This window comes from Spirosoma sp. 209 (assembly GCF_002006735.1).
Lineage (GTDB): Bacteria > Bacteroidota > Bacteroidia > Cytophagales > Spirosomataceae > Spirosoma > Spirosoma sordidisoli.
The window spans coordinates 74,017-99,043 of the sequence record NZ_MVEC01000010.1 but is presented as its reverse complement, the minus strand read 5'-3'; the positions used below and the strand labels follow the sequence as shown (position 1 = coordinate 99,043).

Sequence of the window (25,027 nt, the reverse complement as noted above, 5' to 3'; positions counted from 1 at the left end):
CAAGGCCGACCCGGAGCCGGGTCGGCCTTGTACGCGCAGGTCTGAGCCCGGAAGCCTACAGCTGCTTGTCAATTACTTTTCCGACCTCCTCATACGCGCCTGGCAAGGGGGCGTTTCGTTTCACGATCTTACCGACGCGGTTGATGACCGTTGCCGACAGGCTATCATCGGGGCGCAGCCGTTCCATCAGCTCGGGCAGTTGTTCGCCCGTCAGCAGCAGGTGATCACCGGCGAGGTTGTATTTGGTCGAAAACTCGATCCAGAGACTGGGGTCGGTGCCGGGCACCGGAACGTAGACCAGGGCGAGATCGCGGCTGCGGTACCTGGCTCGCAACCGCTGGGCGTCGAGGGCGGCCTGCTGGCCGGCTTCTTCGGTGGCGGTAGTCATCAGTACGTACACGACTTTGCCCCGGTTAGTGCCGACAATCCGATCGAAGAGCGCGCCACCGGCCGGGAGGTCGTTTTTGGTGACGAACACCCCGGGCGACAACTCCGTACCGTCCAGCTTATCCCCGGCTTTCCGGAACGCCTGTACCGCTGCCCGGATACGAACGCTGTCTTTTACCTCCAGTGCATACAGTTCATCGAGTGATTGGCCCAGCTGGGGGTCGGTAATCTGCGGGCGGGCGTAGGCGTAGAGCAGCTTCGCAAAGTCGAGCGTGAGGGTAGGAAGCGAATAGGCCAGCCAGTACGCCGTCAGGTAGCTGACCGACGCGCTGTCGAACTGCGATTTGCTGCGCCGGATCATTGTTTCGTAGGTAGCCAGCCGCTGAATGGTATCGCTGCTTCGCTTCACCAGATCCTGAAAGAAGCGCAGGTCCGAGGCTTTGGCGCTGTTGCTGGTCTGGTAGCTCTGGAGCCGGGTCCGTTCGGTCTGGGTCAGGTTCCGGCCATACCTGAGCAGCAGCGACGCCAGGGCATCGACGGGTAGTCCGTTGGTCGTCCGGCCCGTGCTGAGCGAGGTGGCATAGGTGCCAAAGCGGTTCATGGCCGTGGCCCGGGCGGCTGTCAGCAGCTGATCGTCGGGGGGGCGCAGGGAGTCATTCAGCGACTTGGCCAGGGTGGCTTCTTCGTAGCCGGCCTTATCGTACAGGAAGGAGGCCGCGTTGTACCGATTGCTCCAGCCCACCCAGCGGGTCAGCAGCGGAAACGGTTTCTCTTTGGTCGAGAACGCCCGGAACGGAGCCTGAAAAGCCGTGGCTACCTGGCGGTATACGGCTTCGTCCTGTTTGCCGCTTACCTGTTCGCTGAGCTTGGCAGGGTTGGGCTTCCCACTAAAAGAGGCTTCAAAGGCTTTAAACCGGGCAAACTGCTGGTTCACCTGCGCATTGACGCCCCCAAACCGGAACGGAACATCGGCCGTGAAGAGCGAGTCGGCATTAAGTTCGATACTGAGGGTGCCGGGAGCGGCCAGGAAAGCAGTGGAGATTCGGCCGTAGGTAAAATACAGTTCTTCCTGCGGATAAATCAGTGGCAGCGACACTCGAAACGTACCGTCGACATTGAGCGGAGCCGGGCGTACCAGCTCGCGGCTGGCCTGCAAAATATTGTTGCGGCTGACCAGCACCGTGGGTGATTCGCGGTAGAGCTGCGCCGACAGGTTTCGGACGCGCCCGGTTACAATGACAGAGTCGACGGCCGTGCGCGCGGGCTGCGCGACGGTGAGCGATGAACTGAGGAGAACAAGCAGGCAGACGGTGCGCATACAACAACGAACAAATAGGGGTTCCGGCATGATCGGTTCCGGAATCACGAATATCGAAGGAACGCGCGGATGCTCAACTACTGTACCCGATATTGGCCTACTTTGTTTGTATACCGTGGTACTGATCTTCTTCCCGATAGTCGGTCCGGAGCGGATGCCCCACCCAGTCGGCCGGGAGCAGAATCCGGCGCAGGTCGGGGTGATCGGTAAAGCGGATGCCCACCAGGTCGAAGGCTTCGCGCTCGTGCCAGTCGGCGGTACGCCAGAGATGGGCCAGGCTCGGCACCGCCGGCAGGGGCTGCGTTGTGCGCGGGACCACAACTTTCAGCATCAGATTATGCTCGAACGGAATAGACGTCAGGTTGTAAATAACCTCCATCGTACCGGCTTCGGGGCCATTATCGATGGCCGTAACGCAGGCCAGCAGGTCGAAGAAAAGCCGGTCGTCGTCGCGCAGAAACTGGCCGATCGCCACCAGCTGCTCAACCGGAACGGTAAGGTATGGCTGTGGGTTGGTAGTATTGGCCACAACGGCTTCGGGGCCGAAACGGGTCTGGAGCAGGCTGACGATAGCAGTAAAATTCACGTTAGCGGGGTTTGATCGACAAAATAAGCACCTCGTCGAATGGTTTGAAGCCGGCAAAGCCACACAACACCTCTTTTTTTCGCCCCGTTGGCTGAAACCGAACGGTGGCGTCGAGCTTAGCGACGGCGTACGAATACACAAGATACTGCTTAACCAGCGCCAGCGATGAGTCACTGACGGCATACTGGTCGGTGGTCGATGCGTTTCGTTTGATCGATAGCAACAGGCCGCATCCGTCAACAGCCGCCTGGTCAGACAGGGTTCCATCGGCTTCCTGAACAGGGCCGAGCAAGGGGTCGGGCTGGACCGCCAGCTGGCTCGATTCACTACAGGCCCCCAAACCGATCAGCAGGAAGAACACAAGCGCTTTTTTCATGATCCGTTTCGTTTCTGGATAGACCCGTTTCGACCGCCGATCGTTGGACCGGGATGCTACATCACGCCAGCCAGGCCAGCCACTGCATCCAGTTCTGCACCCAGAACAGAAATTTAGCGGCAAACTTGGCCGCCGGGGCCGATGCGGGTTCGAGCGTGAGGCTGTTGTTGTTCAGGTTGAGATCCATGTAGAGCTTCTGCTTCGGATCGACCGTGGCCCAGACTATGTCGGCATCTTCGTAGAGGGTAAAGGTACGCTGGCGGGCTTTCCCATCCCAGAACAGCAGCACCTCTTTACCCGTGTCGAGATGCACACGAACGTCTACCGGCATCTGGCCATCGCCCTGACGCTGTACCGTTATGCGCTGCTGCCGCCTGCGGCCTTTCTGCGACGAGGCCGGGCTGTTTCGGATGCTCGCCAGTGCGTAGTCGATAACCTTGTCGCCGTAGAGGGCCTGGTCGAAAAACCAGTTCATATCGGAGCCGTATTTGCCGCCGAGCCGTTTCGGTACGACCTCGTTTACGATGTCGATAAAACTGCGGGCATTGGGGTGTCTGAACCGCCAGCGAACGAAGTAAGTGCGCATGATCTCATCCATAACGGGACGGCCAACGAGCCCTTCGAGGGTCCGGAGCCAGGTGGCGGTTTTGGTATAGGTCAGCACGCCATACTGCCCGTCGGGGAGCTGCCATGTGTTGCCGAACGAAGAGCCGAGGGCGGGGTTTTCCTGGTGTACGTAGCTGCTGCGCGAACTTTCGAGGTCGCCCATCCGGAAGCCGAACAGATCGACCTGCGCGCTGCGGGGGCCGTAGGTTTCGTCCATGATGCGGCCTTCGTAATACTGGTTGAACCCCTCGTCGAGCCAGGCTTCTTCGAACTCGTTGCTGGCCAGCAGCTGCATAAAGTACTGATGACCAAACTCGTGAACCGTTACCATCTCGGGCGCGCGAATGCCCTCGGGTAGCCCCCAGACGGTGCCGGCCGTAATAAACGTGGGGTACTCCATACCGCCCGAGCCGCTGGCGTGCAGGGGCGGGTCAACAATGGTCAGGTTCGGAAACGGGTAGGGGCCGAGGTATTTGTCGAAGTAGGAGAGGGCCGCTTTGGCCGCGTCGAGGTGCCGCTGGGCCTGGTTCAGGTGCTCGGGCTGCATCAGGAGCTCGATCGCCACGGCGCCCCCCGACGGTCGCTTCCAGGTATCCTCGATCACCTGGAAATGCGGAGAGGCTGTCCAGGCAAAATCAACAACATCTTCGGCATGGTACCGGAGGGTCTTGGTGCCATTGCTGTGTATTTTTTCGGACTGATACAGGCCCGTCGCGCTGACCCAGTACGCTTTCGGAGCGGTGATGTTCACGTCGTATACGCCGTAGTCGGCATAAAACTCGGAGTGCGCATGAAACTGGTGGCAGTTCCACTGGCCGGTTTTGGCGTAGCGGGTGCCGGCCGGTTCGTACACGCCGATCTTCGGAAACCACTGGCCCACCAGAAAATAGTCGCGGCTGAATCCGGTACGGGCAAAAATCTTGGGGAGTTTGGCCTTGAAAGCAATATCGAGCACGATCGTCTGACCGGGTCCGACGGGCTGGCTGAGCGGCACCCGAATCACGGTTCGGTCGTCTTTGTTGAGGGTACTGGCGGCTTCATCGTCGGGCTGGATGAACTGATAGGCCAGGGTTTCGCCCCCGCGCACTTTCATGGACGTGATATCGATAGAGCCGTACGGATCAACGGCCGCGTTCCGGTCCATCTGGTCGCCCCGAAGCTGGCCGCCCGATTCGCGCATGAAGGTGCTCTTCTCATTCCGGAATGCGTTCAGATACAGATGGAAACGCAGCTCCCGGATCAGGTCGCTGGATGGGTTTGTCCAGCTGAGGGTTTCGCGGCCGTTCAGGGTCTTACGGGCCGGGTCGAGCGTAACGTCGATCTGATAATTGGCGAGCCGCGGACTCAGCGGAACCGGAAAAATAGGTTTCGGCCGCTGGGCGTAGCTGGTCAGAACCAGAGCCAGGAAAAACAGCACGAGAGACGATCGGATCATGGGTAAACAGGCGGGCAAACCGGTTGCCGAATACGCATTCGGAGTGGTGCTGAGTCAAATATAAAGACTTTCTGCCCCGAATCCGCCAACCAACCGGAGGGAGGCCAGTTTCATAGAAACAGACCGCGCTTAGGCGTCTGTTTCTGATTATGACCCACTCGCCGGCTACGCCCCGCACCTTCAGTAACCCGTTACTTGCCTATGGACCCGACCCCTGGGTTATCTGTCACGACGGGTTTTATTATTACATGCATTCGATCGAAACCAACCTGACAATCTGGAAAACGACCGACCTCACCCAGCTCGCCGGGGCCGAACAGAAGATCGTCTGGACGGCTCCCGAAACCGGGCCCTGTTCCCGCAATATCTGGTCGCCGGAGCTGCACTTCATCAACGGGGTCTGGTATATTTATTTCAGCGCCGACGATGAACGCGGTATCAACGAACGACAGCGCATGTTCGTGCTGGTCAACGAAACGGCCGACCCCTTCTCCGACCACTGGCACCTGGCGGGCGAGCTGCGTCTGCCCGACGATAAATGGGCCATCGACGGTACCGCCTTCACCTATCGCGGTCAGCTCTATTTTACCTGGTCGGGCTGGGCCGGTGATGACAACACCCGGCAGGATATTTACCTGTGTCGGCTGAAAGACCCGCTGACGGCCGACGGGGAGCGGGTCATCCTGTCGGAGCCGGTGCTGGACTGGGAGCGGCATAACTACGATCCGGACCCGGAAAATCCCCGCAATCATATATTTATCAACGAAGGCCCCGCCCCGCTGCTGCATGGCGACCGCCTGTTTCTAATCTATTCGGCCAGTGGCTGCTGGACCGACCAGTATTGCCTGGGTATGCTGACCGCCCCGACCGATACCGACCTGATGACACCTGGCTGCTGGATTAAACACCCCCGCCCGGTTTTTCAGACATCGGCCGAAAATCAGGTCTACGCGCCGGGGCATAACAGCTTTTTTCGAACAGCCGACGGAAGTGACTGGTTACTTTATCATGCCAACCCGCGACCCGGACTGGGCTGTGAAAACGAACGGTCGCCCCGGTTGCAACCCGTACACTGGCAACCGGACGGCACGCCCTATTTTGGTATGCCGGTGGCCGAAGGGGTTCCGATTACATGGCGGCAGTAGCTGCGGATGATACCTGGCCAGGGGCGGTTGGCCCGCAAATGTCCGGCTGATTCTATGGTCATTGTGGGTGATTTCCCGTCCTTTGCGGCACGATTAACTGACTACAACGAATTGGGCATGAATGTCTCTTCTTTCCAGTCGCCTGACAAGCTGTTAGGCGAGCTGTTTCGCGCTGTGCAACTGGGCCGTGTTTTTTCTGATTCCAAAACCTTTGTCGACTGTGTTCCCAAACAGAGCCCGGCCGAGTTGGTGGCCCTGTACCAGGCTGACAAGGATAAAGAGGGGTTCGATCTGCACGCCTTTGTTCATGAGCATTTTGTGGTGCCTGAACCGGTAGCCAGTAATTACGTAAGCGACACATCGGGTACTACCCTCGCTCATATCAACGAGTTGTGGGATCGGCTGACCCGCCCTGCCGACGCGCCCGTATCGGGTAGCTCGCGGGTGCCGCTGCCGCGTCCGTACGTAGTGCCGGGCGGTCGTTTCCGCGAAATATTTTATTGGGATACGTATTTTACCATGCTGGGTCTGCGGGAGTCGGGCCGGGCCGATCTGATCCGCGACATGCTCGACAATTTCGCTCATCTGATCGACCTGTTCGGGTTCATTCCGAATGGCAACCGGTCTTATTTTCTGAGTCGGTCGCAGCCGCCCTATTTCGCGCTGATGGTTCGGCTGCTGGCCGATATGACGGGTCCCGAGGTGCTGATAACCTACCTGCCGCAGCTCCGAAAAGAGCATGATTTCTGGATGGATGGGTGCCAGACCGAACCCCGCGCCCTGACGCTTCGGGTGGTTCCTATGCCCGATGGTGGCTGGCTCAACCGGTATTGGGACAATACCCCCGCACCCCGTCCTGAAGCGTACCGGCAGGAGGTCGCGCTACTCCCCGATGCCGAACAGCTTGGTATCCACTCCGACAGGCTCTACACCCACATCCGGGCAGCCTGCGAGTCAGGCTGGGATTTCAGCAGCCGCTGGTTTTCGCATCGCAATACGCTGGTCACCACCCGCACCGCCGATCTCATTCCGGTCGATCTGAACTGCCTGCTCTACGATCTGGAAACCACCCTGCGCGACGCGTATGTACAGGCAGGCCAGCCCGACGAAGCCCGTTTGTTCGACCAGCGGGCCACCCGGCGCCGGGATTATATCCAGGCGCTGTTCTGGAACGAGCATACGGGTTTTTATCATGACTACGACGCCCTCGCCAACGAGCCGGTTTCGTCAGAAACGCTGGCTGCTGCTTTCCCGCTGTTCTTCAAACTGGCCACTCCGCAGCAGGCGCAACGGGTTCACGACCGGCTCCGCGATCATTTTTTGCAGGCCGGCGGCTGGGTAACCACGCTCGATCATAGTGGGCAGCAGTGGGACTGGCCCAACGGCTGGGCGCCCCTGCAATGGATCGTTTACCAGGGGCTACTGAACTACGGCTTTGCCGAAACCGCCCGTACGGCCAGTGAACGCTGGCTGGCGCTGAACGACAAGGTCTTTAAAGCGACCGGCAAGATGATGGAAAAATACAACGTTGTCGACGCGTCGCTGACAACGGGCGGGGGCGAATACCCCAACCAGGACGGCTTCGGCTGGACCAACGGCGTTTACCTGGCGCTGAAGAGTAAGTGGATGAGTGATTGAGTGAATGAGTGAATGAGTGATTGAGTGATTGAGTGATTGAGTGATTAGGCTTTGTTCACCACTCAATCACTCAATCACTCATTCGCCAATTAATCATGGCACTGTATTTGTTTAGGGTTCCTCAAAAGAGGTAACAGTAGACGGACAGGTCATGAAAAAAATTATCCTAACTGTGTTGGCGGCCGGTATGACGACCGTTTCGTTTTGCCAGAAATCGTTTATCCTGTCGCATCAGGATAAGCGAGGTTTTTTCGCTGTTTCGGCGGGAGGTAGCCTGCCAGTAGGGCAATTTGCCAGCAGTTCTCCTGATGAAAAAGGGGCCGGTATGGCCAGGCGGGGCGTTGCGTTCAGCCTGTCGGGTGGTGTTCGGCTTGTTGGGCCGGTAGGGCTGATGGTTCGGGCCGAGCAACATCGGAACGGCGTACAGGCGCAGTCGCTGCTGATTGATGGGTTTAGCAACGGAACCGTCGATGCGGGCAACTGGTCAACCACCACCTTCATGGGCGGTCCTTACGTTCACCTGCCGATCGGGCGCTTCTCCATCAATACGCGGCTGATGGCTGGCCAGGCACAGGCAACCATGCCCACTACGAGTCTGACGGCGCCTGCCACCGAAACCGGAACCAGCGTTGAAACGAGCGGGTCGAAGAGTACCGCACTGGCGCTGGGGGGCGGGCTGGCCGTTCAGTATCGGTTAGGGCGCTGTATCTCGCTACAACTGGCTGGCGATTATATCCAGTCGCGCTTCTCCTTCAGCGGACTTACGTCAACTACCTGGACCAATACGGGCCGTGCTCAAAGTTCATACTTCACCGGCGACCGGACCGTGGGGGCCGTGAGCGCCACGGCAGGTATCGTTATTCTTTTCGGCGACTGTTACCGTCCCTTCTGACAACCGTTTGTTGGTTCGGTCGACTCTTCATCCCGAACAACTTGCAACCCTGCGGGGTGTCTGGTAGTTTAGTAGTTGACTATCACAAATTTTGCTATGACACCTCTTCGTCGGCATGCCGTTCTTCGGCGCGTTAAAGACATTACACTGAGTACAACGCTCAGTCTGGCGCTGCTGAACGGGTCCGTACTGCTGCAAAGCTGCGGGTCTAACTCAAACAGTGACCAGCCCGAACGGACCGAAACCTCGTTCGGAAAAGGCGTTCGTACCTACATCACCGAAACGGCGCCGGGTAATTTCAAGATTACCGACGAGGTGCCCGCCCAACCCGGTCAGGCCGGAGCTATCGTAAACTATGCCGATGGCCACCGCGATACGCTCAGTGTCGAAGCCGCCCGCCGGCTTGTCGAAACCGATCAGTCGACCCGCACTTACCTGAACAACCCGAACGGGTACACACACCATAACGGACTGGCTAACGTGCTCCTGTGGGGGAGCCTGGGCTACATGCTGGGTCGGTCTACCGCTCCGCAGTATGCTGCCGACCGAAATCGGTACGGGGCCGGCGTTTATGCCAATCCGGGTTTGTATAACCGGTCTACCCAAATCAGCGATAACATCCGGAGCTCGCGCGTAACGCGTACAGTTCGCCCGTCGGGTGGCCGTAGCGGCTTCTTCGGCGGCCGCAGCCGTAGCTATTCGTCGTAAAAATAGCTGTTTACTAAATTGTTAAGGACGGGGGGCTGGTTGGTAGGTCTACCTGTTTACTCTGGTAAATCTCCCTATCTTCGTGTATGAATCGACAAAGAAATCAGCAGCGGGTACGGCATGAATCGTTTGACGTATGTATAATTGGTGCAGGAGCGAGCGGGGCCGGAGCGGCTCTTGATGCAGCCCTGCGTGGTTACCGCGTTGTGCTGATTGACCGGGGCGATTTTGCGGGCGAAACCTCGTCCCGTTCTACCAAGCTGATTCACGGGGGCGTACGCTATCTCGAGCAGGCGTTCAAAAACGCCGATCTGGCTCAGCTCCGGCAGGTGCGCCACGGCCTGGCCGAACGTCGTACGGTCTTGCGAAACGCACCTCACCTGGCGCATCCGCTGGCCCTGCTTACGCCGGTATTCAGCGCGTTTGAAGGCCTGTATATGTCTATCGGCCTGCGACTCTACAGCCTGTTTGCCCGGCACGATTCGTTTCCGAAGGGAGAATGGCTCAGCCGCGCCAAAGCGCTCGAAAAGATGCCCACCCTGACGCCCGAACTTCATAGTGCTGTGCTGTATTACGACGGTCAGTTCAACGATGCCCGCTACGCGCTGGCGCTGGCCCACTCGGCCGATGAAGCCGGCGCTATTGTTCTGAACTACACGGCCCTGACCGGCTTTGAACGGGATGGCCAGGGGCGGCTAACCACGGCTCTGACCCAGGATCAGCTGACTGGCGAAACGGGTTCGATCCGCGCCCGGGTGTTTCTGAACTGTGCGGGCCCCTACGCTGACCCCGTTCGGCTGTTGGCCAACCCCCGGCTCGAACCCCGCATCCGGCCCAGTAAGGGGGTGCATATCGTGCTTCCCCGCGAAACGCTGAATAGCAACTGTGCCATGCTGATCCCAAAAACATCAGACGGTCGGGTTGTATTCGCTATTCCGTTTGGCGACAGCGTCTTTGTTGGCACCACGGATAATGATTATACGGACCTGGAGCAGGAACCGGTCCTGGAAGCCGACGAGGTTACCTACCTGCTCGATACCTTGCGGCCTTATCTGGCCAAAACCCCCGCGGCTACCGAGGTCCGGGCCGGGTTCGGCGGTATCCGGCCGCTGATCGTCAGCAACCGGGCCGATACCAAAACCCTGCTGCGCGACCACGAAGTAGAACACGACCCGGCCTCGGGCCTGCTGAGCCTGCTGGGCGGGAAATGGACAACCTACCGGCTCATGGCTCAGGACGCCATCGATCGCGTAGGGGAGCAGCTGAACCAGCCGAAGCCGGGCTGCACCGAGACCTATTATCTGGTAGGTGGAGAAAAGTACCGCTTTGATGACTGGAAGTCCCTGCAACGCCGGTATCAGCTGGACGATGACACAAGCCAGCACCTGATGCAGACCTATGGCGATCGCGCCGAATGGGTAACTCAGCTCATCCTGCAGGATGCGACCCTGTCTGACCGTGTGCACGAACGTTTGCCGTTTATCCGGGCCGAAGTGGTCTATCACGTTCGGGAAGAAATGGCGATGACAATTCGCGATGTGCTGGCCCGGCGCTGGCGCCTTGAGTTGTCGGACTGGCAGCTGAGCGCTCTGCTGGCCCAGCCCGTTGCCGACATCCTGGCCCGCGAGCTGAACTGGACCGACGACTACTGTGCCAGACAGGTTACGGCGTATCGGATGCTGGTGGCCTCGTTCCGCCACGATGCCGGCCTCACTACAGCGCCCCCCGCCGAACTGCTGAAGATGTAGAAACCAGCAGGGAATACCAGCAACTTGCCGCACACGAGTTCGTAGCACCTGCTTCACCGCCGAATCGTCGGGCGGGTTGCGGTACACTCATGCCTCATAGACTGTCACTTCGCTGGTATCGGTACAGCTGGCCAGCAACGCCAGGCTGGTTTTGGCCAATACTGGATGCTGAAAGTCCGGTGCCACCTCGGCCAGCGGCACCAGCGTAAACCGCCGTTCGTGCAAAAACGGATGCGGCACCGTCAGCCGGTCGGTTTGTAGCCGCAGCTGGTCGTAATAGAGTAGATCGATGTCGATCAGGCGAGCGCCCCACTTGTTCAGTCGCACCCGTCCCAGTTCATGTTCGATGGCCTGCGTCTGGTCAAGTACCGCTTCGGGCACTAATGCCGTATCCACAACCAGTACCTGATTCAGAAACGACGGCTGATCCGTTACGCCCCAGGGCGCCGTTTCGTACAGGCGCGACCATTGCGTTACCGTACCAACCCGTTGAGCAATGAGATCCGCTGCCCGGCGCAGTGTAAGCACCCGGTCGCCCAGATTAGCACCGAGAAGAAGAAACGTTGTCAATAGGTAATTGAGTGAGTTAGTGATTGAGTGAGTTAGTGATTGAGTGAATGAGCGCCAGCCCACTCAATCACCCATTCGCTCATTCACTCAATAATCCTTGATGGGTTTGATGTCGTAGTAGGCCCGGATTTCGGCGGGGCTGGGCGTTTTGGCGGGGCGCACCACCCGAAAACCGACGAACGAGGCCGACGTTAGCCACCAGTCTGACTTGGGGCTTTGGGGGTCCAGCACTTTCCAGGCCGGGGCTGAGGGAGTACGGGCGGCCGAGCGCAGTACGGTTGGGTCGTCGTCCCAGGAACCGCCCCGGACCGAGTTCGGATAGAGCGAGGTAGTGGGGGCGTAGGGTTCTTTTACCGTGCCGGCGGCCTTTTGTTTGTAATAGTCCTCGATGTACTGATCCTGCGTCCACTCCATGACGTTACCATGCATGTCGTGCAAGCCGAATGAGTTGGGTTTCTTCGTGCCAATTTTCTTGTAGCTCCCGTCGCTGTTGCCATTGAACACGGCATACTCGCCCAGCTTCTTCACATCGTTGCCGAACGAGTAGGCCAGGCTGGCATTGGGTCCGGTACCGCGGCACGCATATTCCCATTCAGCTTCGGTGGGAAGCCGGTAAAAAATGCCCGTTTTATCGTACAGCCAGGCGCAGAACTTGATAGCCGCGTACTGGGTCATGTTGATGGCCGGGTAACCCGACCGACCCATACCGAACGACATATCGACGTACGACGGGCTGGGCCGGGTCGTGGCGTCGGTCTTCGACAGATCGGCTCCGTCGGGGTAACGGGTTGCCATTTCTTTCTCGATATTCTTGGTCGTAAACAGGTCGTATATATCCCAGGTAACTTCAAACTTGCCCATCCAGAACGGCTCTATCGTTACGCTATGGCGGGGGGCTTCGTCGGGTTTGTGTCCTTTTTCGGCGGGCAGACTACCCATCATAAATTTGCCGCCGGGGATGGCAACCATGGGATAAGTCTGATTGGAACCGGTAATAATCTGGGTGTACGATGTAAAAGCGGTTGGCGTTTGGGCAGCGGCCGTCGCTATGGTCAGGGCGATCAGGGCAACCGACTGAAGGAGACGTTTCAGGTCCATTCCGGGTTATGAAGGTAGAGGTTTCGGACGTCATTGACTGACCGGTAAAAGTACGAACGATTTCCTTTGTTGTACCTTTGTGTTTCAAACCGGAAGGCAATCCATAACCGACCCGGTTTATGCCAGTTACCTATGAATTTTCTTTCTGCAGAAAACTTAACCAAGACATACGGCGACCGTACACTTTTCCGGAACCTGACGTTCGGCGTCAACCGGGGCGACAAGGTAGCCATCGTGGGTGCCAACGGATCGGGAAAAACGACGTTGCTGTCTATTCTGGCCGGTGCCATGCCGCCCGATGCCGGCGTGGTCAGCCAGCGCAAGGACATTACAGTCGGCTACCTCGACCAGCAGCCCGAGTTCGATAATGCCCTGACGGTGATGGAAGCCGTACTGGCGGGCGAGAGCGCCCAGCTCGATGCCGTTCGCGCCTATGAGCATGCCCTGGCTACCGACGATCACGCAGCGCTGGAGCGGGCCATGGTCCAGATGGAGAAGCTCGAAGCCTGGGATTACGAGTCGCAGATCCGGCAGATGCTGGGCGAACTGGGTATTCAGGACGTTAACCAGCCGGTCAGTTCGCTGTCGGGCGGGCAGCGCAAACGGGTCGCGCTGGCCCGGGTGCTTATTCAGGCGCCCGACCTGCTCATTCTCGACGAGCCTACCAACCACCTCGACCTCGAAGCCATCGAGTACCTCGAAAATCACCTCAATACCAACAACGGTACGCTGCTGATGGTCTCCCACGACCGGTATTTCCTGGATCGGGTCTGTAACCAGATCGCCGAACTGGACGGCGGGCAGCTCTATACTTACAAAGGCAATTACGCCTACTTTCTGGAGAAGAAAGACGAGCGCGAAACCGCAGCCGCTTCAGAGCTGGCCAAAGATCGGAATACGTTCAGGCGGGAGCTGGAATGGATGCGCCGGCAGCCCAAAGCCCGGGGTACCAAAGCGCAGTATCGGGTCGATGCCTTTGAAGACCTCAAAGAAAAAACCAGCGGCAAACGCAACGACGGCGAACTGGACCTGAATCTGCGGATGACCCGGCTGGGCAGCAAAATTCTGGAGGTAGAAAACCTGAGCAAACGCTTTGGCGACAAGGTGCTGCTCGATCATTTCAACTACACCTTTAAACGGCTCGACCGGGTGGGGCTGATTGGCAAAAACGGCATGGGTAAAACCACGCTGATGAACATGCTGACCGGCCAGCTCCGGCCCGATTCGGGAAAAATTACCACCGGCGGCACCGTTAAGTTCGGCTACTACACCCAGACTGAACTCGATTTGCCCGAAAACCAGCGGGTCATCGACGTCGTGCAGGACGTGGCCGAGGTCATGAAGCTGGCCAACGGTGATACCGTTACGGCTACGCAACTGCTGAGCCGGTTTCTGTTCGACCGCTCCAAGCAGTACGATTTTGTGGCCAAGCTGAGCGGGGGCGAAAAACGGCGGCTGCAGCTGTTGCTGGTGCTGGTACAGAACCCCAACTTCCTGATCCTCGACGAGCCGACCAACGACCTCGACATCACAACGCTGAACGTGCTGGAAGATTTCCTGCTCAACTTTGCGGGTTGTGTGCTGATCGTGACCCACGACCGCTATTTTATGGATCGGCTCGTTGATCACGTCTTTGTGCTGGAAGGAGAAGGTAAAGTCCGCGATTATCCCGGCAACTACACCGATTATCGCGAATGGCGCGATTCGCAGCCCAAAACAACTGCCTCGTCACCGCAGGCTAAATCATCGGCCAACGGGGCGAAGAACCAAACCGCAACCGCTGTGGTTTCTCAGCCAGTGGCTCCTGCCAGCGCACCGGCCGCCAAACGGAAGCCGTCGTACAAAGAGATACGCGAATACGAAGCGCTGGAGAAAGAAATCGAATCGCTGGAGCAACGAAAAAGCGAGGTGCTGGGTCTACTCAACGCGGGTGGGCATCACGAACAGCTAACCGCCTGGGCCCGCGAGATCGAACAGCTCGATCTGGCCATTGCCGACAAGTCAGACCGCTGGCTTGAGTTAGCCGAATATATGTAGAACGGACGTCCAGTCTGCACCATGAACCAAATCGTCGAATTTTTTCAGTATCTGCTCAATTCCGAAGAAATTATCCGCACGGGTGGTCTGGTGCTGATTACGCTGATCATTTTTGTAGAGAACGGCATTTTCTTCGGGTTCTTTCTGCCGGGCGATTACCTGCTGTTTCTGTCGGGCGTTTTTGCGGGTACCCGCCTGCTCGATGTGCCGCTCTGGCTGCTGCTGGGCTGTATCTTTGGGGCGGCTGTGCTGGGCTCGCTGCTGGGCTACGGGACCGGCCACTTTTTCGGCGCCCGACTGCAAAACCGGCCCGATTCGCTGTTTTTCAAGAAACAATACATCGAAGATACCCGCAAGGCGTTCGAGAAATACGGGACCAGCGCGCTGATCGTGGCCCGGTTTCTGCCCGTCGTGCGCACGTTTGCCCCGCTGCTGGCCGGTCTGATCCATATGGATTTCCGGTTCTTTATGCTCTACAATATCATTGGCGGAGCCGTATGGGTCTTCACGCTGGTGGGCGGAGGCTATTTCTTCGGCGAACGTTTTCCGTGGATCGTCGACTACGTACACTGGATCATTATCTTCTTCCTCGCCGTTACGACCTTCACCGTGGTGCGGGGTTACCTCAACGCCCGGCGCGAAAGACGGGCTGAAAACGTGTAGCTATGGCCGGGACAGGCTGCGGGAGTGGTTTTTTGTCATCCCGACGGTAGGAGGGATCTTTTGTAAAGGGGTATTAACTGTACCGGGGGATAATCGTGAGGACCCGTATAAAGAAACCCCGTTGGGGCGACATAGTGTAAGCTTGAGCTACCATGTCGCCCCAACGGGGTTTCTTTATTAGACTACTACTGCTATGGACCTGTCGCCCTAATGGGTCTCAAATACGTATCAGTGGCATCGGGATGGCGCGGCTTAGTTCCGCAGCGGTTTGCCGCCGGTCAGCAGGCTCTGGATGCGTTCGAGGGTCTTTTTCTCGCCGGTCAGCGACAGGAAGGCTTCGCGCTCCAGGTCGAGCAGATACTGCTCCGATACGTTCTGTGGCGCACTGAGGTCGCCCCCGCAGATGACATAAGCCAGCTTGTCGGCAATCTTCATGTCGTGATCCGAGATGTATTTACCCATGCGCATAGCCGTCAGACCCGCTTTGAACAGCGCAATGCCCGTTTTGCCCTGCACCCGAATGTCGGTGCGTGGTTTGGGCTGGGTATAGCCATTGTCGGCCAGCTCAATAGCGGCCTGCTTGGCTTCGGCAATCAGCCGGCTGCGGTTCAGCACAATCTGATCGGTGGGGCGGAGGTAGTTCATCTCGCGGGCTTCCTGAGCCGAGGTCGACACCTTCGCCGTGGCAATGTTCATGAACACGTTCTGCACGATGTTCAGCTCCGGGTCACCAGCCTGGATAAGATCCGACGCCCGGGCGGCCATTTCTTTGGTACCACCACCGGCCGGAATCAGGCCAACCCCTACCTCGACCAGACCAATGTAGCTTTCGGCATGGGCCACAACGCGGTCGGCGTGCAGGACGGCTTCGCAGCCTCCGCCCAGCGTGAGCGTATGGGGCGCTACCACGACCGGGATAGACGAGTACCGCAGTCGGGTAATAAGTTGCTGGAACTGCGCAATCATCAGGTTGACCTCGTCAAATTCCTGCTCAACGGCAAACATGAACAGCGTACCGAGGTTGGCACCCGCCGAAAAGGCTTCGGTCGAGTCATTGCCGACAACCAGGCCCCGGAAATCTTTCTCGGCCAGCGTGATCCCTTTCATCAGGGCTTCGGATACTTCCTGACCAAAGGTGTTCATCTTGGACCGGAATTCTACGTTCAGAATACCATCGCCGAGGTCGATGATATTGGCGCCCGCGTTTTTCCAGACAATATTGTTGCTGAGGTTTTCGAGAATCGTAAAGGCTTCGGTCCCGGGAATGGCTTTGTAGGCGTTGGTCGGAATGTCGTAATACATCCGTTTCCCGTTGTCTACCTTGTAGAACTGCTCGATACCGGCGGCCAGCATGTCGTAGACCCACTGGGCTGGTTTTTTACCCTGCGCTTCGATGATCTCGACGCCTTTCCGAACGCCAATGGCGTCCCAGGTTTCGAACAGACCCATTTGCCAGCCGAAGCCGGTCGTGATGGCCGCATCGATCCGGTATAGTTCGTCCGAAATTTCGGGGATGCGGTGCGTAGCATAGGCGAAGCCATCGGCAAAAGTCCGGCGGTAAAACTCGCCTGCTTTGTCGGTACCGGCCAGCAGCACCGGAAAGCGCTTGCGCAGGTTGTCGATCGCTTTTGTGCTATCGAGCGTCGTAAAGCGCACCTTTTCCGATGGTTTATACTCGAACGACTTCAGGTCGAGAGCCAGAATCTGGGTCTGCCCTTTGTCGTCTTTTGTCTTTTTGTAATAACCCTGCCCCGTTTTATCGCCGAGCCATTTGTTCTCCATCAGTTTCTGCACCGAGGCTGGCAGTTCGAAACTGGCCCGCGACTCGTCATAGTCCAGCTTGACAAGATTGCTGGCCACGTTGACGGTGGTGTCGAGGCCAACTACGTCGGAGAGCCGGAACGTACCCGACTTGGGGCGCCCAACTACCGGACCGGTGAGTTTGTCGACTTCTTCGACGGTCAGTCCCATATCTTCGGCCACCCGAATGGTCTGAATCAGCGATTGAATACCGAGTCGGTTGGCAATGAAGCCGGGCGTATCTTTACAGAGAACCGTTGTTTTGCCGAGATACAGATCGCCGTAGTTCATCAGGAAATCGATAACGGCCGGGTCGGTATCGGGGCCCGGAATAACTTCGAGCAGACGCAGGTAGCGGGGCGGGTTGAAGAAGTGAGTACCCGCAAAATGGCGCCGGAAATCGTCGCTCCGGCCTTCGGTCAGCAGGTGCATCGGAATACCGGAGGTGTTGGACGTGATCAGCGTGCCCGGCTTCCGGTACTGCTCCACGCGCTCGTAGATCGAGCGTTTGATGTCGAGCCGTTCAACAACCACTTCAATTACCCAGTCGTAGGCGCTGATCTCTTTCAGGTTGTCATCGAAGTTGCCCAGCTTGATCCGTTGGGCAAATTTGGGACTATAGAGTGAAGCCGGGCTGGCTTTCAGCATGGTCTGAAAAGCGTCCGTAACGATCCGGTTGCGAACGGCGGGGCTGTCGGTCGTGAGGCCTTTGGCCTGTTCAGCCGCACTCGGTTCTTTCGGAACCATATCCAGCAGCAAAACATCGGCGCCAATATTGGCGAAGTGGGCCGCAATACGGGACCCCATGATGCCCGACCCCAGCACCGCTACGCGCCGGATGGTTCTATTCTTGATGGTGGTTGCTTTGGGTTTTTCCAGGGTTGTTTCCATGGTTCTGGTTGATGAAAACAGGCCGCTGCCCGGCGGTGCCAGTCAGGCATTCCGTGACCACAGCCTGTCTTTTTCGGTTTTTAGGTTCTTACTCCAGGGTTAACTCTTCCGCTTCGTTGGCTTTGATTTTGGCGTTTTCTTCCTCAACAATCCGGTTAATGTCTTTCATAACCTCGAAAAACAGCACGAGCTTGTCGAGCGGAATACGCTCACGAATCATGTTGTTGAACTGAATGACGCCTTCGCGGGCGGTTTCCCGTTTGGCGCGGCCCTCTTCGGTCAGAAAGATGCGGACAAACCGTTTGTCGTTACCGTCGACCTCGCGCCGGATCCAGCCGCGTTCTTCGAGGCTTTTCAGCATCCGAACCAGCGACCGGGGTTCCATACCGAGCAGCGGCCCGATTTTGGTGGCCGGCGTACCCTCGTCGAGGTCAATATTGAGCAGGACGTAGCCAATGGCCATCGTCATGTCATAGCGGGCTGCGTAGGCGTTGTACATGCGCGAAATGGCATGCCACCCCCACTTGATATGAAAATCAACGGTTTTCTCCTTCTTCATAGCTGGCGTCGTCCTGTTCACGTTCTGTGATGTAAAGCTACTATTTTTTCAATAAATGGTATGCATGCATACGGTTTTATCGAAAAAGCAACGCGGCCGGTTTTTCCGTAGTGTTAACGTCAAACGATACCGGCTATAGGAGAAGTCGACAGAAGGTAATCTATACCATGTTTTCGCGGTCGCCCCGGCTAAACCACAGGCCAATAGCCGAAAGCACCGAGAAAATAACGAACAGGCTGTTGTTCAGATTCCAGTACGAATCGAAGGTGGCGTCGTCGACCTGACTGGGGTCGAACAGGAATTCGATGAAGAGGCTGACAAAGAAGGTGCCCGTGGCGTAGATCAGCAGGCCGGAGCTAAACCAGAACATGGTATGCTTCAGGATGTGCTTGATTCGCAGGTCCTGAATAATTTTATTGAAGTAGGATAGCGAGAGGCCGATGGCAAAAAAGCGGAACGCGAGCAGGTTCATGAATGAAACGCGTTCACTATCAAACGTCAGCACGATGACGCCGATGGCCAGGGCGCAGCTGTAGACAATAAGTTGCCTGGGTAGGCGATTCGAGAAGCAGTTGTAATAAATCAGCGCAATGAATAGCGTGGCAAAAAACGTCTCAGCGTTCTGAATATACAGGTTACTGGTGACGTGGTAGGTATGATAGAGCGAAAGAGAATCCTTGCAGAAGAAGAAAATAAACAGGAGCCAGATATAACGCCGAACGACAGAATGGTAGCGAAAGGTTAGTATGCCCACCAAAATAGGAAGGCCACTGGACAAGTGAGAGACGAAATCGAGGGGGTATTTCTCTGCTAATTCCAGTAGCCTTTCCATGCTATATATGCTTATTGACCGCAATGACGAGGGCAGGTATGACCATCGCCCAGCGTCTCGTCGTCGCCATCTCCCGGCATATCTTTCAGACCTGATTGACTGGCCCGGATGGGCATATCGTGACCATTGGCGTCGACACCAGATAAAAGTACGCGGGGAATCAGCTGTCCCTGGCCGGGTTCGGTCGGGTTGCCGTCGGCATCTTCCCAGCGTTTGGCGTGGTGAACGCGCAGCCCTACGCAGCCGGGCTGTTTGAGCAGATGCATAACCTGGTTGATCCCGAAATACTCGGAACGAATATAGTCGTCGGGTTTCAGACCAACAGATACTTTACGGTCGCGGTAGGCGCCCGTCATGGTTTTGGTTTCGCGGGCGTTCAGAAAACGGCCGGCATCTTCAGTAAAAACGGACATATACAGAAAAAGGAAAAGAAGTAAACGAGATGAGCTGCATCCAGCTACCAGTTGCAGCCCGTCACGAACATACAACGTCTTTTTCTATTTATACAAGCGGGCTTACGATACTATAGACGCTTCGTTGCTTACTAGTCAGCTGTTTAGACCGGTTTCGGGCTCGTTAATACGTAGAAATACGCAGTAGAATGCGGAGTTATGCTGTATTGCAGTGGCTAGCCAAAAAGCAGGGTTTTCGCGCTAGACCGGTTGCCGAAGCGGCTCTACCTTTGTTGTGTATCAGAGAGCATTCTCTGAAACGAATTTGCCGCTACGGCGGTCCGAATATCTCATAGGTTAGGTTAATGAAAACGCCGGAGCAGATGCCCCGGCGCTTTTTTTGTAGCCAGCAGGTAAGACAGGCTGGCTTATTTCAGCAGGTTCAGCAGATATTGCCCGTAGCCGCTCTTGACGAGTGGTTTGGCAATTTCGGTCAGTTGCTCGGCCGTGATAAACTTCATCCGGTAGGCAATCTCCTCAGGACAGCCAATTTTCAGGCCCTGGCGCTCTTCGATGACGTGAACAAACTGACCCGCCTGAATCAGCGACTCGAACGTACCGGTATCGAGCCAGGCCGTTCCGCGGTCCAGTACGCCTACTTTGAGTTTGCCGCGCTCCAGGTAAACCCGGTTTACGTCGGTAATTTCCAGCTCGCCCCGGGGCGATGGTTTTATGTTCTTGGCAATGGTAACGACCTCGTTGTCGTAGAAGTACAAACCTGGCACGGCATAGTTCGACTTGGGACTCTCCGGCTTCTCTTCGATCGACAAGACGTTGAAATCATCATCGAACTCAACGACGCCGTAACGCTCGGGATCGTGAACCTGATACGCGTACACCACGCCCCCGTCAGGATCGTTGTTGGCCTGGAGGAGCTTGGACAGGCCCGACCCGTAAAAGATATTGTCGCCCAGTACCAGCGCTACCTTGTCAGCGCCGATAAACTCTTCGCCAATGATGAACGCCTGCGCCAGTCCATCGGGACTGGGCTGTACGGCATAGCTGAACCGGCATCCCAGCCGGGCGCCGTCGCCCAGCAACTTCTCGAAGTGAGGCAGGTCATGGGGCGTCGAAATGATCAGGATATCGCGAATACCCGCCAGCATCAGAATCGAGAGGGGGTAATAAATCATAGGCTTGTCATAAACAGGCATAAGCTGTTTACTGACGGCCAGGGTAAGCGGATGGAGTCGGGTACCTGACCCACCGGCAAGGATAATACCTTTCATTTTAAGGTAGTTTAATTATTGATTATGTTCAAGTGTTGTTAAGTGTTAATGTGATCAACGAACTCACAAAAAGAGGGACATCGCTGACTGTCTCGCAGATCGATGTAGTCTTGCAAAGAAATACGACTTACAATCGACTCAACCTCACCCTTATGTTTCTTATAAGATTGGTGTCTTGATTGGAGAAGCTTATTTATTAGAGTGGCTGGGTGAAAAACGGATTCCGGCCTGGTAAAAGCATCAGCAAACTGGTTCTGAATTGTAGAATCGAAACTATGCCAAACGGTGGGTATACCAAGCCACCATGCTTCAATTTCCATAATAGCGAAGCAAAGCTTCATTGAGTCAGGTTGCTTTGCCCTTTGGTAAATTGTAACGGTAGCACCGTTTTTGAACAGCTCGCTTATTGCTGGATCAACAGTTTGGTTTTTTACCTTTTTTTTGTACTCCTCAGAATACATGTCTCTTAAGCCGATGATTGTTTCGTAACCGGCGTTGTGTAAAAGTTGCTCTCGTCCGAGCATCCTTGATAAAACATTCCCGTCTCCGCCTACATTGATAACCTGAACATGGATAGGTGCAGTGGAGATTGGAAAATCGAATTCTGCCTGATGAGACTGACCATCAGTAAATAAATTACGGCACTCCAAATCAATGTTGTAGTTGAACCACTTTAACAAAAACTCCCGAACAAAAATTAATTCAGCCTGTCCTTCTACAAAAACTGCAATTTTTCTCATTTCAGGTGGGTATCAATATAATCTGATGAGAAAAAGTCAAAGTTAGAAAGCCCGGTGTAAGCGAAATTCTGGAAGAGTTCAAGATGATTTTCAGCGTTCAAAGCGGTAATTTCAGTTCCTGTTCGCCGTAAGACATTCCAGTATTCAATTGGAATGGCGTCCATTAAAAAACCGTCGTTGGAGGTGGCAATCAACTGCACTCCGGCTTTTTGACATTCATCAAAGAGGAACTTACCTAGTTTAACGGACCTGCTATAGTCAAGCCCTTCGCCAAGATCATCGATCAGAATGAGTTGTGGCTTTGCTGTGTTGACTAGACGAAGGAAATAAGCCAGAAGGATAAATACCCTGAAGGTACCTTGTGAGGTGAGCGTGATGTCATATGGTCGAGCCCAGCCTTTTTCACGATACTCAACACTTTTCGGATCAGTAGTACCTTTAGATTTCAGAACCTCAAAACGGTAACCGAAGTCTTGCATCAAATCAAGAATCTTCCACTGCTGCTTATGCTCTAAATCATTAAACAAATCGCCTGGCGTATAATCGGTTTTTGTTTGATCTAAAGGCGAGAAGTTAAACTTTGACAACTTCCTGTCAATATCCTCTACCTCTGGAACAATCGTGCCGAAGCGGAAACTGTAACAGGATTCGGCCCAGTGAATCAACTTCTCAAATTCTGGATGAAGTTTTGTGTCCCGGCGAACGTTGATAACCAGTTTTGTTTTGGGCGGAGTGACTTCTTCTCTTTTATCTGTAACACTAGAATAGACAAAGCAGCCATCCTGATTACGCTCAATTAGAATTATGCCGTCCCATACTAGTTGTTCGTATTGAATAGAAACCCCCTTTTCAGTCCACCCAAAAGAATAAGCTAACTGTTTACCTGCTTCATCTTCAAATTCAGCTTTCCATTCCCGAACAACGGGATGCCAGCTTTTTTCTGAAATGACATCGGCCAATCTTTCAATAGAGCGCAGCGCGTATGATTTGCCACTTCCATTCCGCCCTACAAGCAGATTAACCTGCTGTAGATTGATTTCTTGGATCGAGTGACCATAGGCCTTGCACGAAAAACTGACCAGCTTCATCAGAATTATCGGTTAGTGTACATGCTTTCGTAATACTTCTGGTAGTTACCCGACGTTACGTTGTCGAGCCACTCCTGGTTTTCGAGGAACCAGTCGACCGTTTTTTCGAGGCCCTGCTCGAACTGGAGTGATGGCTGCCAGCCCAGCTCGTTCATAATCTTATGGGCGTCGATGGCGTAGCGGAGGTCGTGTCCGGCGCGGTCGGTAACGTAGGTGATCAGCTGAGCCGAGGTACCTTCGGGCCGACCCAGCTTACGGTCCATGATGGTACACAGCAGGTGAACGAGGTCAATGTTTTTCCACTCGTTGAACCCGCCGATGTTGTAGGTCTCGCCCAGGCGGCCGTTATGAAATACGGCATCGATAGCGCGGGCGTGATCAACTACAAACAGCCAGTCCCGAACGTTCTCGCCTTTGCCGTAAACCGGCAGCGGTTTGTTGGTCTGGATGTTGTGAATCATGAGCGGAATCAGCTTCTCCGGAAAATGATTGGGACCGTAGTTGTTGGAGCAGTTGCTGAGCACAACCGGCAGCTTATAGGTGTTGCCATAAGCGCGAACGAAGTGATCCGAAGCGGCCTTGGAAGCCGAATAGGGCGACTGCGGGTCGTAGGCGGTTTCTTCGGTGAAGAACTCGTCGGGGTTGTGCAGCGAACCGTATACCTCATCGGTCGAGACGTGGTAGAACCGCTTGCCGTCGAAACCCGACGCCCCGGCTGCCCAGGTGTTTTTGGCCGCGTTGAGCAGGTTTACTGTGCCCACCACGTTGGTCATGACAAACGACATGGGGTCGGTAATGGACCGGTCTACGTGCGACTCTGCTGCGAGGTGGATGACGCCATCGAACGCCAGCTCGGCGAACATGTCGTCGATAAATTTGGCGTCGGTAATATCGCCTTTGATGAAGGTGTAGTTCGGGGCGTGTTCGATGTCTGACAGGTTAGCCAGATTACCGGCGTAGGTCAGTTTGTCGAGGTTATAAATCTGATACTCCGGGTATTTGGTAACAAACAGCCGGACTACGTGTGATCCGATAAAGCCGGCCCCGCCGGTGATAAGAAGTTTCATGGTAGTTATATTCGATTTGCCATACCGGGCGTTCAGACAGGCTGGCAATACTGGCTGCCAGTCTGAATACCCCGTAACCAACTAAGATAAACTGAGTTTTTCCTGCCAGCGCCAGGCATCGCGGAGCGACTCGGCCAGGGTTCGCCGGGCGGTCCAGCCCAGTTCGCGACGGGCTTTCGTTACATCGGCGTACACCTGTTCTACATCGCCTGCCCGGCGAGGTCCCATGGTGTAGTTGAGCTTCACGCCTGTTTCCTGCTCAAAGGTATTAATAATGGTCAGGACCGTTTCGCCCCGGCCGGTGCCGATGTTGATCACGTCGTAGCTGGCCTCGTTTTCGGCTTCGTTGAGTTTTTTGAGCGCCTGAACGTGGGCTTCGGCCAGATCCATCACGTGTATATAATCGCGGATACAGGTGCCGTCGGGGGTGTTGTAATCGCTGCCGTATACGGTCAGGCTCTGGCGTATACCGGCGGCCGTTTGCGTAATGAACGGAACCAGGTTAGCCGGAACGCCCAGCGGCAGTTCGCCGATCTGGGCTGAGGGGTGGGCCCCAACGGGGTTGAAATACCGCAGCGCCAGCGCCCGGATGGGCACCTGAGCCTGTACGGTATCGCGGATGATATCTTCGCTGATGGCTTTGGTGTTGCCGTAGGGCGACTGAGCCGGGAGCCGGGGTGTTTCTTCGGTTACCGGAAGCTGCTCGGGCTGGCCATAAACGGTGCAGGACGATGAAAAAACCAGGTTCTGCACGCCGTAGGCCGGCATCAGTTCGAGCAGCAGCAGCAGCGAGTCGAGGTTGTTGCGGTAGTACTTCAGCGGCTGCTGAACCGACTCGCCAACCGCTTTATAGGCCGCAAAGTGAATGACTCCGCGGAGCTCTTCTTTCTCGAAGATCTCGGTCATAGCCGCCCGGTCGTTACAGTCGACCGAATAGCAGGTCACGTCGCGGTTCAGGATGGCGCGCAGGCCATCGAGAGCCGATTGCTGGGAGTTGGAGAAGTTGTCGACAATAACCGGTTCGAAACCGGCTTCGACCAACGAAACGACCGTGTGGGAGCCAATAAAACCGGCTCCGCCCGTCACTAAAATTCTGGGTGCCCTACCTGTAGGTGTCAAACCGTTTTTTATAAAAATTTTGTTATTATTTTACTAAGGCGGC

General features: G+C 55.9%; 22 protein-coding genes. 7 read left to right on the top strand and 15 right to left on the bottom strand.

All coding sequences use genetic code 11. The annotated features are described in order from the left end of the window. Nucleotides 1–55: 55 nt before the first annotated feature. The 4 genes from B1C80_RS17960 to B1C80_RS17945 all read right to left on the bottom strand — a co-directional run bounded on the left by B1C80_RS17960 (nt 56) and on the right by B1C80_RS17945 (nt 4,708). Nucleotides 56–1,705, bottom strand: coding sequence for a hypothetical protein (locus tag B1C80_RS17960; RefSeq protein WP_139361677.1), 1,650 nt, complete (start codon nt 1,703–1,705; stop codon nt 56–58). Between the two features lie 97 nt (nt 1,706–1,802). Further along, a complete protein-coding gene (locus B1C80_RS17955) occupies nt 1,803–2,291 on the bottom strand; it encodes an NADH-quinone oxidoreductase subunit C (RefSeq protein WP_077922581.1) in 489 nt (162 codons plus the stop codon). A gap of 1 nt (nt 2,292) precedes the next feature. Further along, nucleotides 2,293–2,667: a hypothetical protein gene (locus B1C80_RS17950; protein WP_077922580.1), complete on the bottom strand. Its 375-nt coding sequence runs from the start codon at nt 2,665–2,667 to the stop codon at nt 2,293–2,295. A gap of 61 nt (nt 2,668–2,728) precedes the next feature. Beyond that, nucleotides 2,729–4,708, bottom strand: a complete 1,980-nt coding sequence (locus tag B1C80_RS17945) for a M1 family metallopeptidase (RefSeq protein WP_077922579.1) — start codon at nt 4,706–4,708, stop codon at nt 2,729–2,731. Nucleotides 4,709–4,857: 149 nt separating this feature from the next. Between B1C80_RS17945 and B1C80_RS17940 the strand changes: the two genes are divergently transcribed. The 5 genes from B1C80_RS17940 to B1C80_RS17920 all read left to right on the top strand — a co-directional run bounded on the left by B1C80_RS17940 (nt 4,858) and on the right by B1C80_RS17920 (nt 10,839). Further along, a complete protein-coding gene (locus B1C80_RS17940; protein ID WP_077922578.1) occupies nt 4,858–5,853 on the top strand; it encodes a family 43 glycosylhydrolase in 996 nt (331 codons plus the stop codon). A gap of 117 nt (nt 5,854–5,970) precedes the next feature. Further along, nucleotides 5,971–7,491 (top strand): alpha,alpha-trehalase TreF, encoded by a 1,521-nt coding sequence (treF, locus tag B1C80_RS17935; protein ID WP_077922577.1) that lies wholly within the window; start codon nt 5,971–5,973, stop codon nt 7,489–7,491. A 151-nt stretch (nt 7,492–7,642) separates the two neighbouring features. Further along, a complete protein-coding gene (locus tag B1C80_RS17930) occupies nt 7,643–8,383 on the top strand; it encodes a hypothetical protein (protein WP_077922576.1) in 741 nt (246 codons plus the stop codon). A gap of 96 nt (nt 8,384–8,479) precedes the next feature. Further along, entirely contained in the window at nt 8,480–9,091 is a 612-nt protein-coding gene (locus B1C80_RS17925) for a hypothetical protein (protein WP_077922575.1), read from the top strand. 86 nt (nt 9,092–9,177) lie between these two features. Next, nucleotides 9,178–10,839, top strand: coding sequence for a glycerol-3-phosphate dehydrogenase/oxidase (locus B1C80_RS17920; RefSeq protein ID WP_077922574.1), 1,662 nt, complete (start codon nt 9,178–9,180; stop codon nt 10,837–10,839). Between the two features lie 87 nt (nt 10,840–10,926). Here the strand turns inward: B1C80_RS17920 and folK are convergent, their stop codons facing one another. Both folK and B1C80_RS17910 read right to left on the bottom strand, forming a co-directional pair. After that, on the bottom strand, nt 10,927–11,409 hold the full coding sequence (gene folK / locus B1C80_RS17915; RefSeq protein WP_077922573.1) for a 2-amino-4-hydroxy-6-hydroxymethyldihydropteridine diphosphokinase: 483 nt from the start codon (nt 11,407–11,409) through the stop codon (nt 10,927–10,929). 87 nt (nt 11,410–11,496) lie between these two features. Beyond that, a complete protein-coding gene (locus tag B1C80_RS17910) occupies nt 11,497–12,507 on the bottom strand; it encodes a formylglycine-generating enzyme family protein (RefSeq protein ID WP_077922572.1) in 1,011 nt (336 codons plus the stop codon). Between the two features lie 132 nt (nt 12,508–12,639). Here B1C80_RS17910 and B1C80_RS17905 point away from each other — a divergent pair, with 132 nt between their 5' ends. Together B1C80_RS17905 and B1C80_RS17900 are read left to right on the top strand one after the other, a co-directional pair. Next, entirely contained in the window at nt 12,640–14,544 is a 1,905-nt protein-coding gene (locus tag B1C80_RS17905; RefSeq protein WP_077922571.1) for an ABC-F family ATP-binding cassette domain-containing protein, read from the top strand. Between the two features lie 21 nt (nt 14,545–14,565). Next, complete coding sequence (locus B1C80_RS17900; RefSeq protein WP_077922570.1) at nt 14,566–15,207, top strand: DedA family protein; 642 nt, start codon at nt 14,566–14,568, stop codon at nt 15,205–15,207. A 252-nt stretch (nt 15,208–15,459) separates the two neighbouring features. Here the strand turns inward: B1C80_RS17900 and B1C80_RS17895 are convergent, their stop codons facing one another. The 9 genes from B1C80_RS17895 to galE all read right to left on the bottom strand — a co-directional run bounded on the left by B1C80_RS17895 (nt 15,460) and on the right by galE (nt 24,984). Then, nucleotides 15,460–17,898 (bottom strand): 3-hydroxyacyl-CoA dehydrogenase/enoyl-CoA hydratase family protein, encoded by a 2,439-nt coding sequence (locus B1C80_RS17895; protein WP_077922569.1) that lies wholly within the window; start codon nt 17,896–17,898, stop codon nt 15,460–15,462. An 88-nt stretch (nt 17,899–17,986) separates the two neighbouring features. Next, on the bottom strand, nt 17,987–18,457 hold the full coding sequence (locus B1C80_RS17890; RefSeq protein ID WP_077922568.1) for a MarR family winged helix-turn-helix transcriptional regulator: 471 nt from the start codon (nt 18,455–18,457) through the stop codon (nt 17,987–17,989). Between the two features lie 160 nt (nt 18,458–18,617). After that, nucleotides 18,618–19,289: a hypothetical protein gene (locus tag B1C80_RS17885; protein WP_129602764.1), complete on the bottom strand. Its 672-nt coding sequence runs from the start codon at nt 19,287–19,289 to the stop codon at nt 18,618–18,620. An 11-nt stretch (nt 19,290–19,300) separates the two neighbouring features. Beyond that, the gene (locus tag B1C80_RS17880; RefSeq protein WP_077922566.1) at nt 19,301–19,702 is read right to left on the bottom strand and encodes a hypothetical protein; all 402 of its coding nucleotides are present in this window, start codon (nt 19,700–19,702) and stop codon (nt 19,301–19,303) included. A gap of 407 nt (nt 19,703–20,109) precedes the next feature. Beyond that, entirely contained in the window at nt 20,110–20,970 is an 861-nt protein-coding gene (rfbA, locus tag B1C80_RS17875) for a glucose-1-phosphate thymidylyltransferase RfbA (RefSeq protein ID WP_077922565.1), read from the bottom strand. Nucleotides 20,971–21,008: 38 nt separating this feature from the next. Further along, entirely contained in the window at nt 21,009–21,710 is a 702-nt protein-coding gene (locus B1C80_RS17870; RefSeq protein ID WP_077922564.1) for a hypothetical protein, read from the bottom strand. Then, nucleotides 21,707–22,798, bottom strand: coding sequence for an ATP/GTP-binding protein (locus tag B1C80_RS17865; RefSeq protein WP_077922563.1), 1,092 nt, complete (start codon nt 22,796–22,798; stop codon nt 21,707–21,709). Before B1C80_RS17865 ends, B1C80_RS17870 begins: the two co-directional genes overlap by 4 nt. Before the next feature lie 5 nt (nt 22,799–22,803). Then, entirely contained in the window at nt 22,804–23,865 is a 1,062-nt protein-coding gene (rfbB, locus tag B1C80_RS17860; protein ID WP_077922635.1) for a dTDP-glucose 4,6-dehydratase, read from the bottom strand. Between the two features lie 81 nt (nt 23,866–23,946). Further along, nucleotides 23,947–24,984, bottom strand: a complete 1,038-nt coding sequence (gene galE, locus B1C80_RS17855) for a UDP-glucose 4-epimerase GalE (protein ID WP_077922562.1) — start codon at nt 24,982–24,984, stop codon at nt 23,947–23,949. Between the last annotated feature and the right edge of the window lie 43 nt (nt 24,985–25,027).

Coding starts and splice junctions, on each gene's coding strand:
- B1C80_RS17960 (WP_139361677.1), bottom strand. CDS start 1,705: ATGCGCACCGTCTGCCTGCTTGTTCTCCTCAGTTCATCGCTCACCGTC.
- B1C80_RS17950 (WP_077922580.1), bottom strand. CDS start 2,667: ATGAAAAAAGCGCTTGTGTTCTTCCTGCTGATCGGTTTGGGGGCCTGT.
- B1C80_RS17945 (WP_077922579.1), bottom strand. CDS start 4,708: ATGATCCGATCGTCTCTCGTGCTGTTTTTCCTGGCTCTGGTTCTGACC.
- B1C80_RS17940 (WP_077922578.1), top strand. CDS start 4,858: ATGACCCACTCGCCGGCTACGCCCCGCACCTTCAGTAACCCGTTACTT.
- treF (WP_077922577.1), top strand. CDS start 5,971: ATGAATGTCTCTTCTTTCCAGTCGCCTGACAAGCTGTTAGGCGAGCTG.
- B1C80_RS17930 (WP_077922576.1), top strand. CDS start 7,643: ATGAAAAAAATTATCCTAACTGTGTTGGCGGCCGGTATGACGACCGTT.
- B1C80_RS17925 (WP_077922575.1), top strand. CDS start 8,480: ATGACACCTCTTCGTCGGCATGCCGTTCTTCGGCGCGTTAAAGACATT.
- B1C80_RS17920 (WP_077922574.1), top strand. CDS start 9,178: ATGAATCGACAAAGAAATCAGCAGCGGGTACGGCATGAATCGTTTGAC.
- B1C80_RS17910 (WP_077922572.1), bottom strand. CDS start 12,507: ATGGACCTGAAACGTCTCCTTCAGTCGGTTGCCCTGATCGCCCTGACC.
- B1C80_RS17905 (WP_077922571.1), top strand. CDS start 12,640: ATGAATTTTCTTTCTGCAGAAAACTTAACCAAGACATACGGCGACCGT.
- B1C80_RS17900 (WP_077922570.1), top strand. CDS start 14,566: ATGAACCAAATCGTCGAATTTTTTCAGTATCTGCTCAATTCCGAAGAA.
- B1C80_RS17895 (WP_077922569.1), bottom strand. CDS start 17,898: ATGGAAACAACCCTGGAAAAACCCAAAGCAACCACCATCAAGAATAGA.
- B1C80_RS17890 (WP_077922568.1), bottom strand. CDS start 18,457: ATGAAGAAGGAGAAAACCGTTGATTTTCATATCAAGTGGGGGTGGCAT.
- B1C80_RS17885 (WP_129602764.1), bottom strand. CDS start 19,289: ATGGAAAGGCTACTGGAATTAGCAGAGAAATACCCCCTCGATTTCGTC.
- B1C80_RS17880 (WP_077922566.1), bottom strand. CDS start 19,702: ATGTCCGTTTTTACTGAAGATGCCGGCCGTTTTCTGAACGCCCGCGAA.
- rfbA (WP_077922565.1), bottom strand. CDS start 20,970: ATGAAAGGTATTATCCTTGCCGGTGGGTCAGGTACCCGACTCCATCCG.
- B1C80_RS17870 (WP_077922564.1), bottom strand. CDS start 21,710: ATGAGAAAAATTGCAGTTTTTGTAGAAGGACAGGCTGAATTAATTTTT.
- B1C80_RS17865 (WP_077922563.1), bottom strand. CDS start 22,798: ATGAAGCTGGTCAGTTTTTCGTGCAAGGCCTATGGTCACTCGATCCAA.
- rfbB (WP_077922635.1), bottom strand. CDS start 23,865: ATGAAACTTCTTATCACCGGCGGGGCCGGCTTTATCGGATCACACGTA.